General features: G+C 39.1%; 16 protein-coding genes. 15 read left to right on the top strand and 1 reads right to left on the bottom strand.

All coding sequences use genetic code 11. The annotated features are described in order from the left end of the window. The first annotated feature begins 6 nt into the window (after positions 1–6). From JG735_RS08270 to JG735_RS08245, 6 genes are all read left to right on the top strand, one after another. Entirely contained in the window at positions 7–1407 is a 1401-nt protein-coding gene (locus JG735_RS08270) for a cytochrome bc complex cytochrome b subunit (RefSeq protein WP_201334598.1), read from the top strand. Next, entirely contained in the window at positions 1404–2315 is a 912-nt protein-coding gene (locus JG735_RS08265; protein WP_201334597.1) for a c-type cytochrome, read from the top strand. The genes JG735_RS08270 and JG735_RS08265 overlap by 4 nt, the downstream gene beginning before the upstream one ends. Positions 2316–2413: 98 nt before the next feature. Beyond that, positions 2414–3382 carry a GTP 3',8-cyclase MoaA gene (moaA, locus tag JG735_RS08260; protein ID WP_201334596.1) on the top strand — a complete coding sequence of 323 codons (969 nt, stop codon included), beginning with the start codon at positions 2414–2416 and terminating at the stop codon, positions 3380–3382. Next, entirely contained in the window at positions 3382–4140 is a 759-nt protein-coding gene (locus JG735_RS08255) for a 7-carboxy-7-deazaguanine synthase QueE (RefSeq protein WP_201334595.1), read from the top strand. The genes moaA and JG735_RS08255 overlap by 1 nt, the downstream gene beginning before the upstream one ends. Next, the gene (locus JG735_RS08250) at positions 4137–4718 is read left to right on the top strand and encodes a 6-carboxytetrahydropterin synthase (RefSeq protein ID WP_201334594.1); all 582 of its coding nucleotides are present in this window, start codon (positions 4137–4139) and stop codon (positions 4716–4718) included. Before JG735_RS08255 ends, JG735_RS08250 begins: the two co-directional genes overlap by 4 nt. 10 nt (positions 4719–4728) lie before the next feature. Then, the gene (locus JG735_RS08245) at positions 4729–5196 is read left to right on the top strand and encodes a c-type cytochrome (protein WP_201334593.1); all 468 of its coding nucleotides are present in this window, start codon (positions 4729–4731) and stop codon (positions 5194–5196) included. On the opposite strand, the gene glp is transcribed toward JG735_RS08245, so the two are convergent. Further along, on the bottom strand, positions 5186–6403 hold the full coding sequence (glp, locus tag JG735_RS08240) for a gephyrin-like molybdotransferase Glp (protein ID WP_201334592.1): 1218 nt from the start codon (positions 6401–6403) through the stop codon (positions 5186–5188). The genes JG735_RS08245 and glp overlap by 11 nt on opposite strands. A 41-nt stretch (positions 6404–6444) precedes the next feature. On the opposite strand from glp, the gene JG735_RS08235 reads away from it, so the two are divergent. From JG735_RS08235 to JG735_RS08195, 9 genes are read left to right on the top strand one after another with little or no spacing between them, the layout of a single operon-like run. Further along, entirely contained in the window at positions 6445–6858 is a 414-nt protein-coding gene (locus JG735_RS08235) for a hypothetical protein (RefSeq protein ID WP_201334591.1), read from the top strand. After that, entirely contained in the window at positions 6855–7292 is a 438-nt protein-coding gene (locus JG735_RS08230) for a nucleotidyltransferase family protein (protein WP_201334590.1), read from the top strand. The genes JG735_RS08235 and JG735_RS08230 overlap by 4 nt, the downstream gene beginning before the upstream one ends. After that, positions 7240–7626, top strand: a complete 387-nt coding sequence (locus JG735_RS08225; RefSeq protein WP_201334589.1) for a DUF86 domain-containing protein — start codon at positions 7240–7242, stop codon at positions 7624–7626. The genes JG735_RS08230 and JG735_RS08225 overlap by 53 nt, the downstream gene beginning before the upstream one ends. Next, a complete protein-coding gene (locus JG735_RS08220; protein WP_201334588.1) occupies positions 7626–8288 on the top strand; it encodes a 16S rRNA (uracil(1498)-N(3))-methyltransferase in 663 nt (220 codons plus the stop codon). Before JG735_RS08225 ends, JG735_RS08220 begins: the two co-directional genes overlap by 1 nt. Beyond that, positions 8285–11728 carry a LamG domain-containing protein gene (locus JG735_RS08215; protein WP_201334587.1) on the top strand — a complete coding sequence of 1148 codons (3444 nt, stop codon included), beginning with the start codon at positions 8285–8287 and terminating at the stop codon, positions 11726–11728. Before JG735_RS08220 ends, JG735_RS08215 begins: the two co-directional genes overlap by 4 nt. Next, entirely contained in the window at positions 11725–12381 is a 657-nt protein-coding gene (locus tag JG735_RS08210) for a type II secretion system protein (protein ID WP_201334586.1), read from the top strand. The genes JG735_RS08215 and JG735_RS08210 overlap by 4 nt, the downstream gene beginning before the upstream one ends. After that, on the top strand, positions 12381–13283 hold the full coding sequence (locus tag JG735_RS08205) for a prepilin-type N-terminal cleavage/methylation domain-containing protein (protein ID WP_201334585.1): 903 nt from the start codon (positions 12381–12383) through the stop codon (positions 13281–13283). The genes JG735_RS08210 and JG735_RS08205 overlap by 1 nt, the downstream gene beginning before the upstream one ends. After that, positions 13280–13732, top strand: a complete 453-nt coding sequence (locus JG735_RS08200; RefSeq protein WP_201334584.1) for a hypothetical protein — start codon at positions 13280–13282, stop codon at positions 13730–13732. The genes JG735_RS08205 and JG735_RS08200 overlap by 4 nt, the downstream gene beginning before the upstream one ends. Next, positions 13729–14196, top strand: coding sequence for a prepilin-type N-terminal cleavage/methylation domain-containing protein (locus tag JG735_RS08195; protein WP_201334583.1), 468 nt, complete (start codon positions 13729–13731; stop codon positions 14194–14196). Before JG735_RS08200 ends, JG735_RS08195 begins: the two co-directional genes overlap by 4 nt. Position 14197 lies beyond the last annotated feature (1 nt).

Below are 14197 nucleotides of genomic sequence, written 5' to 3'. Positions count from 1 at the left end.
GCGGATATGGCACATTTTACGAAAGCAAATAGCGTTTACGAGTGGCTCGACCAGAGATTGGCACTTGACAAGTTGTGGAAAGTCCTGGCAGCCGAATATTGGATTCCAAAAAATATCAACTTTCTATGGGCGATGGGTGTGGTCTTGATGACCATGTTTACGATCCTTCTTATCAGTGGTATTTTTCTTTTGATGTACTACAAACCAGATACGAAACTTGCCTTTGACAGTGTGAACTATACGATTATGCAAGAGGTATGGTTCGGATGGCTGTGGCGACATATGCATGCAGTTGCTGCATCTGTTGTTTTCTTGGTGATCTACATCCACATGTTTACCGGTATCTACTACGCCTCTTATAAGCGAGGCCGGGAGATGATCTGGATTTCCGGTATGCTTTTGTTTGTTACATTCAGTGCAGAAGCATTCAGTGGATATATGCTTCCATGGGGACAGATGAGCTACTGGGCAGCTCAGGTTATCACAAACCTTTTTGGCGGTATTCCGTTTATCGGTGATGACTTGGTTGTTTGGATTCGAGGAAACTTTTATGTATCTGATCCGACACTTACAAGATTTTTCATGTTGCATGTTCTTTTGATGCCACTTATTATCATGGCGATCATAGGGCTTCACTTCTACACTCTTCGAATTCCTCACGTGAACAACCAAGATGGGGAAGAGATCGATTTTGATGCTGAAGCGGAAAAATATAAAGCAGGACTCAAAAAAGAGTCAAAAGTGATTCCATTTTGGCCAGTTTTCTTGAGTAAAGACTTTTTTGTACTTGGCGTCTTTATGATCTTTTACTTCTATTTGGTGTTCTATCATTACGATTTTGCGATGGATCCGATCAACTTTGATCCAGCAAACCCTATGAAAACACCACCACATATATATCCAGAGTGGTACTTTTTGTGGAGTTATGAGGTTCTGAGAGGATTCTTCTTTAATGTTGGACCATTGAGTGCGATGGATATGGGTCTGATCGCTTTTGGTATCGCAAACGTGATCTTCTTCTTCTTGCCATGGTTCGATAAAAACGATGAGGTTGCACCAGCTTCAAGAAGAGGCGGTTTTAAAGTATGGTTCTGGCTTTTAGTGATCGATATGATTGTATTGACCATTTGGGGAAAACTTCCTCCAACAGGGTTTAATGCATATATCGGTTATGTAGCAGCAGTCGGTTTCTTGGCTCTTTGGGCTGCACTTCCAGCTGTGACAGCGAGAAAAACAGGACTTCTATGGTTTGTGATTTTAGTAACTTTGGCTCTTTATGTTGCAGGATATATGGAGTATACAAAAGCACTTGGAAACGGATTTTTGATCGTTTCACTCTTTGTGATTTTCTACTTGCTCTTTTTCCTTAATCCTGTGATGGTACGAAATAGAGGGGGTGCACGATGAATAAAGAACTCAAAATACTAGCGATTATCATCGTTCTTGTAGGGATTACATATTGGGGAATCGAGCCGTACGCTCACTCCAAAATGCACCCTCATCACGAACCAGCAACGTTTAAGTATGAGGATCTCAAAGCACCGAATCTCAAAGGTGATCCAAAAAAAGGTGCGCAAGCGATTATGAATAACGGGTGTACCGGATGTCACTCCATCAAAGCTGCTGGAATTCCAGCACCAATGGATCCGGTGAGTGCAAGTGCTAGTTATGGTGTCAATCCACCAGATCTTAGCAATATCGCTGCTGTAACAGATGAGAAGTTTTTGGCGGCATTCATCAAACATCCGGTTCATGCTTTCAAACTTGATCACAAATATAAAAATAAAGCGTTTCCAATGCCTGACTTTTTCGGAAGTGATCAAGATTTGGCAGATATTGTAGCGTATCTAAAGTCTATCGCGAAACCACAGACTCCAAAAGGAGCGTTTGAGGTTGCGTGTGGACGATGCCACAATCTCAAATATGACGGTTGGACAGTTATCGGTGAAAAACCGAAATTTAAAAACGATGTAGAAAAAGCCGATTTTGAGTTGAAATTGGCTAAATATGAAGCGAACTTGAAAAAATATCTCGGAACGACTCCTCCGGATCTTTCTATGTATATTCGAAGTAGAGGACATGAGTATATCCGAGATTTTGTTGAAGATCCGCAAAAGATCCTTCATGGTACGGCAATGCCTCGTGTGGGTTTGACTGAGGAAGCTACTATGAAAGTGATCGAGCATCTTGAAAAAGTAGGGGATCGCAAAAAAGAGAAACGAAATAAACTCGGTATCTGGGTTCTTGGATACTTTGTGATTTTTGCTATCCTCGCATATCTCTGGAAACAAAAAATCTGGAGAGAACTCCACTAATTCCCTGGAAGGCTTAGGCCTTCCACAAACTCTTTGTTTTAAACTCCTTTTTCGAAAATTACGATACAATCTACAAAAAACTATCAAAGTATGGGACTATGCTTATTGACGGACATGGACGAAAAGTAGATTATCTTCGAATTTCACTGACGGAGCGATGCAATTTCAGATGTCAGTACTGTATGCCTGAAAAGCCTTTTTCGTGGGTACCAAAAGAAAATCTTTTAAATTTCGAAGATCTCTTTAAATTTGTAAAAGCTGCAATCGATGAAGGAATTACCAAAATTCGTTTGACTGGTGGGGAGCCGACATTAAGAGCAGATTTGGATAAATTTATCAAGATGATTTATGATTACAAACCAGATATCGATCTTGCTATGACCACTAACGGATATCTTTTGAAAGATATCGCAAAAGACTTGAAAAAGGCTGGACTCAAACGGCTCAATATCTCACTAGACAGTCTCAAACCGGAAGTTGCAGCCAAAATTGCGGGTAAAGATGTACTCAAAAATGTTCTGGAAGGTATCGACGCGGCGTTGGAAGCCGGACTGAAAGTAAAAATCAATATGGTACCACTGAAAGGCGTCAATGAAGATGAGATTGTCGATGTGATGGAATACTGCAAAGAAAAAGGCATGCAGATTCGATTTATCGAATATATGGAAAATGTTCATGCGCACAGCGAGCTTAAAGGAATGCATGGTAAAGAGATTCTGGAAAAAATCAAGCAAAAATATGAAATAGAAAAAATTGGCAGACAGGGAAGCAGTCCAGCCTTTTTGTATAAACTCAAAGAGGATGGATACGTTTTTGGACTGATCGATCCTCACAAACACGATTTTTGTGAAACATGCAACAGAATTCGTTTGACAGCCGAAGGATATTTGATACCGTGTCTTTACTTTGATGAGGCTATGAGTATCAAAGAGGCTGTACAGGTTGGCGATATCGATAGAGCGGTGGAAATTTTAAAAACGGTTTTAGCCAATAAACCAAAAGAGAATCGCTGGAGCGAAGATGCGAACGAAGCATCCAACAGAGCCTTTTATGAGACGGGGGGATAATGCTTTATCTTGTTGAAGATTTTTACTCCATTCAAGGAGAAGGAAAGTTTATAGGAACTCCTTCGGTTTTTTTTCGTTTTGGCGGATGCAATCTCAAATGCCCAAGTTTTGGAGAATATTTTATTCAAGGACGTATTGTACATGGATGTGACTCTATCCGTGCTGTCAACAGAGAGCTTTTCCAGTCCAAATGGAAAGAAATAGACACAAAAAATGAACTTATTGAGATTTTGCACAGTCATGTAGAGTATCTTGATTTCAAGCCCCATATCGTGATAACTGGCGGTGAGCCGCTTATTTATTGGAATGATCCGGTTTTTTATGGATTTTTAGAGTATCTTGTCGAGGAAGGTTATATCGTAACGATTGAGACGAATGCGACGATCATGATCGATTTTGAAAAATATCCTGTATTTAAAGATGTTATCTTTGCCATGGCTGTAAAACTGGCAAATAGTGGCGAAAAGTATGAAAAAAGGGTCAATAAAAAAGCAATAGAAGCGATTGCTCTCAATACCGGTTACAGTTTTTTTAAATTCACGCTTGATAGAGGCAGTGTGCAGATGAGGGCATACGAGGAGATTGTGGATATCGCTGGTGCATACCCTGAAATAGAAGTGTTTTGTATGCCGCTTGGCGATAGGATAGATGAACTGAAAAAACACGATAAGGCTGTTGTAGAATTTTGTATGATACACGGATTTATCTATAGCGACAGACTGCAGGTGAGACTCTGGAACAGGGAAAAACGAAGATGATCATCCGAAAACTGTTTAAGTTTGAAAACGCCCATATTGTCCGCAACTGTACCTCAAGGCGGTGCAGCGAATCGATTCATGGACACTCCTATAAAGTAGAGCTTCTTTTTGCTTCCGATACTCTTGATCGAGGGCAGATGGTCTATGATTTTGGATTGACAAAATTGACGATCAAAGAGCTTATCGATTCGTTTGATCATGCGATTACGCTGTGGAGCGGAGATAATCCGGAATATTTGAAAGATATGAAGCGATGGAGCAGGCGGTGGGTGGAACTGCCTGTAAGTCCAAGTGCCGAACAGTATGCACGTGTAATCTTTCTGATGACGGATTTGGTACTTCGGCAAACGAAAATGGTCAATGAAGAGAAAAACGTCCATTTAGAAGGTGTTATCGTCCATGAAACAGATACAGGATATGCAAAGTGTGGCAAAGAAGATGCTTATTCTGAAAAAATGGGAAGAATAGACCTTGCCTCTATCATCTTTTCTGAAGGTGTCAAGGAGGAGTGGAGCGATCCACACATGTGGGATAAACTCCTTCGTGGAGAAAAAATAATCAACCCCAAGAAAATATAAGGAGAAAAGAATGAAAAAGATCACATTGGTTTCAATAGTTGCTGCAACGCTGCTTTTAGTTGGATGCAGTGGGAAAAAAGAGGAGCAAAAGCATGAAGCTGTTGCTCAGCATACGGAGCACAATAAAGAAATAAAAAAAGCTGAGCCGGTCCAACAAACACAAAAAAGTGAGCCAGTAAAACAGCAAGTACAAGCACCAGTAAAAAAAGAAGAACCTAAACAAGCTAATAGCATTTCAGCAAAAGATTTGTTTGGTAAATGCGCTTCATGTCACGGCACTGATGGGAAAAGAAAAGCACTCGGGAAATCTGGCATCATTGCTGGTATGAGCAAAGATGAGGTGCTGAAAAAATTAAAAGAGTATAAATCAGGTACACTCAATAAATATGGTATGGGCCCTCTGATGAAGGCTCAAGTAGCAGGACTCAGCGACAAAGAGCTGGAAGCTCTTGCGGAGTATATCGCCTCTATGAAGTGATGATCTGCAACATCATGTCGGAACCTCTGTGTTCAAAAAGGGGAAGCATCAAAACTTTTTTCCCCTTTTTAAGTATCTCCACATCTTTATCAAGGATGATATATCCATCCATCAAACTGGCAGGCCGTACCATTCCTGGACCCCGTTTATCTAACGGATAAAAAGCCTCTCCGTCAAATCTTCCAGGTATGGCCGTATCACGGCCAGGCTTGTTTTTGATCTCTTGTGCTAATGGTATATGGAATGGTTGATGATAAGCATCGATTCTGCCCTGCAGCTTTTTGATCAAAAACCGCCCAAAAATTTCAAAATTGATAATGGCTGCCAAAGGATTGCCAGGAAGATTGAGCACATAGGTATTGCCGATTTTTCCTAATGTGGTAGGTTTGCCGGGTTTTATGTCGATTTTGCTAAAGAGGATCTCCATGCCAAGTTGTTTGAAAGCATCTTTGGTAAAATCTGCCTCTCCTACACTGACACCGCCGCTTGTAATGATAATATCAGCATGGAGTCCGTTTTTGATAGCTTCAACGATTGCCTCGATGGAGTCTTCCACTTTTCCCAAAAAACTCACATCACATCCAAGCTCTTTGCACCGTGCATACAAAGATGGCGTGTTGGAATTATAGATCTGCCCCTCTTCAAGTGTTTCATAAGCCATTTTGAGTTCATGCCCTGTAGCAAATATAGCTATGTGTATTCTTTTATAAACCTGGATATGGGATATTCCCTGGCTTGCAAGGAGTCCTATCTTGTATGCATTTAAATATTCGCCCTTTTGGATGAGCTTTTCACCTTGTTCGATATCTTCACCCGCTTTTCGTATATGGTTATAAAGTTTTATCTTTTTAGGTAGATGGATCATATTACCTTCAAACGTTACATCTTCGATAGGAACAATAGCTTCTGTACCTTCCGGGATCTTGGCTCCAGTCATAATCTTGATGCATTCGCCGCTTTGGAGGGTAAAACTTTTGTCTTCACCGGCCAAAACTGTTCCGGCAAGTTTCACCTGTTTACCAGCATCCTCCACTTTGACCGCAAAGCCATCCATTGCAGAGTTGTCAAAGAGTGGCAGATTGAGCGAAGCATAGACATCTTGTGTTGCGATCCGTCCAACGGCATCTTCGATACAAAGAAGTTCCTGTTTTGTTCTTATGGGGAGGGCGTCTATTATGTTCAGCGCTTCAATGATAGAGATAGCCATAATCTTCCTTTTGCTATAATGGTTGTAAAAAAGGAGGCCCTTTGGACCAACTCTTTACGATGTCTAAACATCTGCATATGACGACAGTTTTTTTGCTCATTGTAGCACAAATCGCTTTTTTTTGGATTGCGAAAGAGGATGATTTTATCAGTTTCGTACGACGTGTTAAAAAACTCTATCTTGTACAAACCGTACTTTTTGCCATGGTTGTCTTTACAGGTCTTTTGATGCTGACGGTTTTGAAGTTTTCCGTGTGGAATGTTGAGATTGTTTTGATGATATTTGTTTCGATTGCAATTTTGGTACATCAAATCTTGCTATATAAAAAGCTCAGACCAATTCGAAGCGATGAAACCGGACTGCAAAATGCATATAAAACTTGGGCAAAAAAGGTGATGGGTGCCGAGATATTGGCTGAAATCGTTGTTTTTGTCTTGGCGGTGATACTCAAGTGAAAGCAAATCTCAAAAGATATTTTTGTCAAAAAGAGATCGCTTTTGTACTTTTGTTTGGCTCATTTGCCAAAAATGAAGCGCATCATCTAAGCGATGTGGATATAGGTGTCTATTTTTTAAAAGAGCCTGATATTTTGGATATTGGTGAAATGGTGCTGGATTTGGAAGAGATAACCGGAAAAAGGGCGGATTTGGTTGTTTTGAATGATTTGTACAAGAAAAATCCGCTTTTGAGTTTTAACATCATACAAAATCATGAAGTTTTATGTGTAAAAGATAAAGAAAAATATGTAGATTTTAAAGCAAATTTATATCTATGGTATTTTGATCATGAACCACTCTTTAGAATACAAAAAGAGGCGTTTTACGAAAGGCTGAAAAATGGAGATTTGGCAAAAACTTTTGAGATTGGAAGAAAATATAAAAATTCTTGAAGAAATAAGACAAGAATTTAAAAATTTGGATATACGAAAAGAGTGGGAGATCAGATACGGCCTTTTTGAATCGATTCAAATTGTTATCGATATCTCTTGTAAGATTGTATCTAAATTTAATCTTGGACAGCCAAAAAACTATCGAGAATGTATTGAAAAATTGGTGGAAAACAGGATAGTAAATAGCTATTTAGGGGAAAAATTAATAAAGATGGTAGGACTTCGAAATCTTTTGATCCAGGAATATTGTGAGATTGATAACAGTAGATTGGTTTCATATTTAGAGAATTTAGAGGATTTTAAACAATTTATTGAAGCTGTGAAAGAGATCTGATGCAATTTATCTACCACCCTGAAGCCGGAGTTCAGAGTTTACAGATTGAAGGAGAGATTTATAACTATATTTTCAAAGTCCGACGCCACAGGAAAGGTGAGACGATCGCTTTTCGAAACATGAAAGATGGTAAGCTGCATTGCTATGAGATTGTAGAAGTGAGCCGAAGAGAAGCCGTTTTGGAGCTAAGAAAAAGTGAGAAAAATGAAATTGAGCCAAAGCGTTTTTTTCATCTGATTTGGTGTATCATCGATCCCAAAACCATCGAAAAGACACTACCAATGCTCAACGAGATAGGTGTGAGTAAAATCACCTTCGTTTACTGTGATAGAAGCCAAAAAAACTTCAAACTGAAACTTGAAAAACTGCAAAAAATTTTAATCAATTCCTCTCAACAGTGCGGACGAAGCCGTTTGATGGAGTTGGAGATACTTTTAAGTCTTGATGAAGTTATAAAGAAATATAATAATATAGTACTCATCGATTTTTGTGAAGAAAAACTCAGTTGTACCGATAATGTAGAAAGAGTGTTAATTGGACCGGAAGGCGGTGTGACAAAAGAAGAGAGAACGATGTTTGAGAAAGTGAAGGGGTTGGATACCCCGATGGTTTTGAGAAGTGAGAGTGCAGCAGTTGTCACAGTTTCGAAGGTGATGTTATGAAAAAATTTATAATTCTTTTTTTGCTTTTGACATCGTCTCTTTTTGCAGATATCATATTGCAGGGCTCTTTGCATGTAGGAGATGGGTTTAGAAGTGGTTGGCAATATGAAGAACCTCTTACAAAAAAACGATTGTACAGTATATATGGAGAAGAGGATGGGGAACATACCTATCAATATTACCTTGATAACCCTTCCTATTTTTATCTTTCGCAAGATACTACAATTACGGGTTTCGAACTTATAAATGCTATAGGATTGACTACTAATACTAATATACGGCTTTATATCGATAGTAACCTTGTTGCAACGGGAAGCGATGGAAGTGACACTGTTACAATTGATCCTCCTTTGGCTTTATCTAAAGGGTTTCATACAATTGCAGTAATTGGAAGCTGTTATCGTAATGGAAGAGAAAGAGATTGCTCAAGTAGAAGAATAGATGATATAGATGATTTTACATTTGATGCGATAAAACTTTATAGCGATGTCAACACTACTGCAGTTGTCCACCTTGATCATTTGCATACAGGAAATACAGATGATTATGATGATTGGTATGATATTGAAAATAGTTCAATTGCTTATTATCCTGACGCTCCATTAGGAAACTCTTATACTTTTGATATTAATATTACAGATAATCTAGTGGGTTTTGAAGTTCTCATACCGAATATGAGGGATGTTCATCAAAACAATGTCAATACTATAAAAGTTTATGATAAAAATAATAATTTGATAACAACTTTTTATATCAATCATAATAATACAGATAAATTTAATTTTGATGTTATTTATGATCAAAATGTATCAGGGATTAAACAAGTTGTAATAAATTCGAATTATGCATCCAATATTGATGATATAGACGATCTCTCTTTTGATGGAATTGTGGTAGTTCCATATTACTCTTTTCAAGAATTATACAATGTAAAAATAGATTATCATTTTGATGAGTGTAGTTGGGACAATGATCCAAATACATATGAAATTAAAAATTATGGCTTATTAGGAAATGAATATAATTTAACAGCTTTTGAACAAGCTTCTCAAAATGAAGGACAAGTGTGTAGAGGAGGGAACTTTATTTCGGATGATACTCATGATAAAGCTCTGCTACCAAAAAATAATATCCCGCTTCCAAGCGAATATACTTTAAATTTATGGATTAAGTTTCCATTAGATGAAAATGGACATAAAGAAATAGATTCAGATTTTTATTATTTTAATATTGCTGATAGACCTGGTCAAGGTGGACAAGGAGATTATATATTTTTCGCACATCAGTTATCTAATAATATTTGGAGTTTAAATATCAATGATGATAATGGTAAAGATTCAATAAACTTTAATCCTCAACATTTAAATGGTTGGCATATGTTGACCTTTGTTGTGACATCAAATGGAACAAAGTTTTACTTAGATGGAGAGTATAACGACTCACTTTATACACATCCTTCGGGAGAAATTGGGTTACTGTTCAATAGTGACTATCAAACAGGTAATAATCAGCCTAATTGGCAGTCATTGGGGGCTTTGGCAGATGAATTTAAAATCTTCGGAAGAGTTCTTTCACAAAGTCAAATTCAAACTATTTATGACAATGAAAGCAATGGCAAAAACTACGATGGTTCTCCGAGGATCTGTCCCGTATGTGGAGGACCTATCATTCGATCCGGTCTATTCAACGCAGTCGATATTGTTACGGGGAGCTGCAGTGCCGAGAATCACTGGGATGACAATATCACCACAAAAATTGTTAACAAAGATTTCAACCTGACAGTCTTAGCGAAAGCGGCGGATGGATCGAGCGGCTTTGAAGCAAATATTACAAAAGTTTCCCTCTATCTATTTGACAGTAGCAGCAGTGGCGCATGTAGTGGCTCTTATACAGAAGTTTCTGTATGTACCGATTGCGGTACCACGAAAAACGGTTGCCTTCCCGTAGGACCTATGCAAGTAGATCGAGCAAAAAAATGTGTTTTGGTTCATATCGAGGGTAAGGATATCAACTCAACCTCCAATGATGTGAACGAGTCCAATTCTACCGACAATTTTGCTATCCGTCCGGACCATTTTTCCCTCACTGCTCCAGCCTCGATGGTTGCAGGAAAAGATACTGCGATTCTTGTCGATGCTTTGGATGAAGCCAACCAAAAAGTGATCGATTACAACGAGACTCTCCATGTACGAGGAGCAAGCGTAGATATTGAATATAATGAGACGAAAATAGGGTGTAAAACCGGTACTTTTGAGATAGTATCGGGTGATCAGTTTCAAAACGGCGAAGCGAATATGAGTGTGCGATACAGTGAAGTAGGTGAAATCAATGTAACTGTGCAAGAGGTGAATGGCACTGAATTTGCAAGTATCGATAGCGATGATACGTCGTTGTCACAAAGGCTCATCACTCCTGTATCAACGACACTCTCTTTCAAGCCTGATCACTTTGACATCAATGGATCGTTGCACAATTTTCAAGACCATGATTTTACCTATCTTTCCGATGACCTCAATATGAGTGCCTATCTGCCTTTAGTGATTACGGCTAAAAATGCTCTTGGAGATACTACAACAAATTACAATACCAACTGCTATGCTAAAGATATCGATATCAATATCTCACATACATCTGTACCTTCAAACAACCTCAATTCACTGCTCTATCTGTACGAAGACGCCAATGATCAAAACAGCTCTGTCACATGGATCGATAAAAACGCTACGATAACCATCCAAAACTATCCGGCTTCCAATTTCACCACCGATCATAATGGAAGCGCATATATTACGCTCTATTGTAACTTCGATAGAAACAGCTCAAAACCGGTCGATCCGTTTGAACTGAATATCACAGGTACCAACGTTGTAGATACAGATAGGGTAGAAGGAAGCAGTAGCGATATCAACGGAACCGCAAATTTTTACTATGCCCGTTTTCGAACGGACGATCTTGCGACTTCAGAGAGTGAAGACAACACGACTGCCCAGGTTTTGGTCTATGACAGCTCCGATACGAAATTCGATACAAACCAGACGCTCATGCACTGGTATGTCAACGCTTTTCATAGCCAAAGTGACGGAGATATACGAGAAAGCAATGTTTCCTCTTCGACCACGTTGCAAGCAAGCGATATCGACGACTCTTTTTCACTCAACTGGAGCCAGGAGAACGGCATATTTACTATAACTATCAACAATACCTCCAAAACCAAAGAGACGCGCTACATTCATCTTGATATCCCTTCTTGGCTCTGGTTTAGTTATGGAGGAGGTTCATATAGCTATGACATCGGTTCAGATTGTACACAGCATCCTTGTATCAAGTACAACTACATTCCGCCTACGCAGACCAAAGGTGTGAAGAGCGGAACGGTAAGCGGAGTCGATTTTGATCAAAATGTCACCTCTTCCAAAAGAGGCGTGAAGGTCTATCGATGAGAAAGGCTCTTACGCTTTTGGAGCTCATTTTTTCTATGGTGATCATTGCTATCGCTTTTACCGTTTTTCCTAAAATTTTACAGGTAAGTTCCAAAACCTCTGTCCATGCTTTGAAAGAGGAAGCGCTCTATCAAGCAGTTGCAATGATGGGACTTGTAAAAACTCTTCCATGGGATGAGAGAAATACACTGTTCGATGATTATTTGTTCACAGATCAAGGGAGCAGCGATTATGAGTGTTCCACCTCTTTTGGCGGTGCTCCTATCTATCGCAAAGGAGGATTTGTAGGAAGTCGTAACTGCAAGCATCACCAAAACGCCACATCTGCACTTGGTATGGAAGCAAATGATCATAATATTCCTGATGATGTGGATGATTTTGTTACGCTCTCTCCTGTAACGGTGCAAAACTTTAATGCAAGTAGACAGTATGAACTCAACATTTCGATAAATTATGTCGATGATCTTTCTTTGAGTGATACCAATTTTACAACGGGTAGCTCTGGTGGTTCAACCAATACAAAATATATCACCATTTCCGTTTCTCCTTTGACAAAAAGCAGCGCATTTGCTGGCAAAACGCTCGCTCAAGTATGGTACTTTTCTGAAAATATCGGGCAAATTCGTATCAATCGTTTGCCATGGAGACGATAATGAGACGATCTTTTACTCTACTTGAGATTGTCGTAGTATTGGTGATCGTCTCTTTTCTTTCTGTAGCAACTTTCAAAGCCATATCCAAAATCGTTCAAAAAAGTTTCAAAGCAAAAGAGACGACGAAACTCTCTTTGGAGAGTCAAATCGTTCTTGATCAAATCAGCAATCTTTTAGCAGATAGGATTCCGGCTGCAACGATCGGTTACGATCCTGTAAGCGGAGACTACAAACCATTAAACAGAATCGATTCAGACAACTATAAGATCCTTGAGTGGTATATTCGTGCGATGGATGACTATATGGATGGGCATTACAGTGGATTTTGTGACATGATACCGAGTATCAACACCAACAACTATGTCATCAGTTACGGTTTTGATCCCTCAAACATGTACTACACTTCATACAATCTCATCTTTGCAGGAAGTTTCGATCGGGCAACGAGCGATATCTCCGATTTTCAAAACGCTTTTGGGTGGCACGGGGGAGGAAGTTTGGTAACGTATGATATCAATTTGAGTGATTCCAATAGTTCAGCTATCGCATTGAGTGACTCTCAGTTGCCCGATTTTGTGTATGAGAAGTATTTTTTAACGATAGGAGCACACGCTGTAGCAAGGGGTGCCGATATAGATAAGAGTGCCTCTTGTTTGAATGGATTGAACGTAGATGACAATACGCTGCTTCTTTTTTACGATTACTATCCTTGGCAGGGTCAGACCTTCTGTGCTGATCCAAATGGAACCGGACAGTCCGGAAAAGCTGCCGTTTTGATGAGGTATGTACAAGGTTTTTTCGCCGCTGAACAGGATTATACTGTGCGATTGAAAATAGATATCAACAGAACCATAAGGGGACTTGGTTCTGTTCATTTCAGTAAGCAAAAGGTTGTTTTTTGAGACGGGGTTTCAATCTTCTTATGGCTATTTTTATGCTCTTGCTGCTTTCTGGATTAGGGGTTTTGACGCTTAAGTATGCAAGAATTTCAGCAAAACATACAGCCGATAGCTACGTAAGAGAGCAGGCACAGCTTTTTTTGGACAGCGTCATAGAGTATACCATTATGAAAATAGAAGGGCATGACAGAAGTGCAGGGTGTTTGGAAACCTTGCAGTATGACTCTGCTGATGGACGGTTTCATGCGGATGTGGATATCGTACATTACTATTTGTACCAAGGAAAAGATAATCAAGGAGAAACAATTTCTTGTCCAAGCGGTAAAATAGTCTCTATTCAGACACCGGAGAGTCACGGTTATGTCATGTTGGATATCACTGTAACGTCAAAAGAGGGTGCTCGGGTAGCTACGCCGGTACGGATTACAAGAAGGGTATTGCAAAGACCATGAGAAAAGCTGTTACACTCATAGAGCTGATCTTTGTGTTGATCATTATCGGTATTTTGGTGGGAATAGGTTTTTATGCATTCAAGCCAAAATATCTTGACAATGATGCAAATTTTATCTACGCAGAAATACTTCAAGCCAAATATCAAGGCGTTAACTATGATAAACGGTTTGCTGTAAATGGAATAGAAGCAGATATCGGATGTCTTGAATTGAGTGAAGCTTCCATTTTAGAAAGAGCATCACAAGCACACTACACATTCAAAAGCCAAATTACTGTCAATGATCCTTCAAATAGCATTACGCTTTGCTTTGACAGTTACGGAAGACCCCATCTTAATGACAACAATACATCATTTTCTTCAATTTTAAATAATAAAAAAACATTAATTACGCTACAATATAATCAAAAAGAAGCCAATATTACGATATTTCCAAAAACGGGATATGTGGTGATAGAAAAGTAGG

This window comes from Nitratiruptor sp. YY08-10 (genome assembly GCF_016629565.1).
Taxonomy (GTDB): domain Bacteria; phylum Campylobacterota; class Campylobacteria; order Campylobacterales; family Nitratiruptoraceae; genus Nitratiruptor.
Note: the sequence above shows the minus strand (reverse complement) of the source record. Positions and strands in the feature narration are given on the sequence as shown.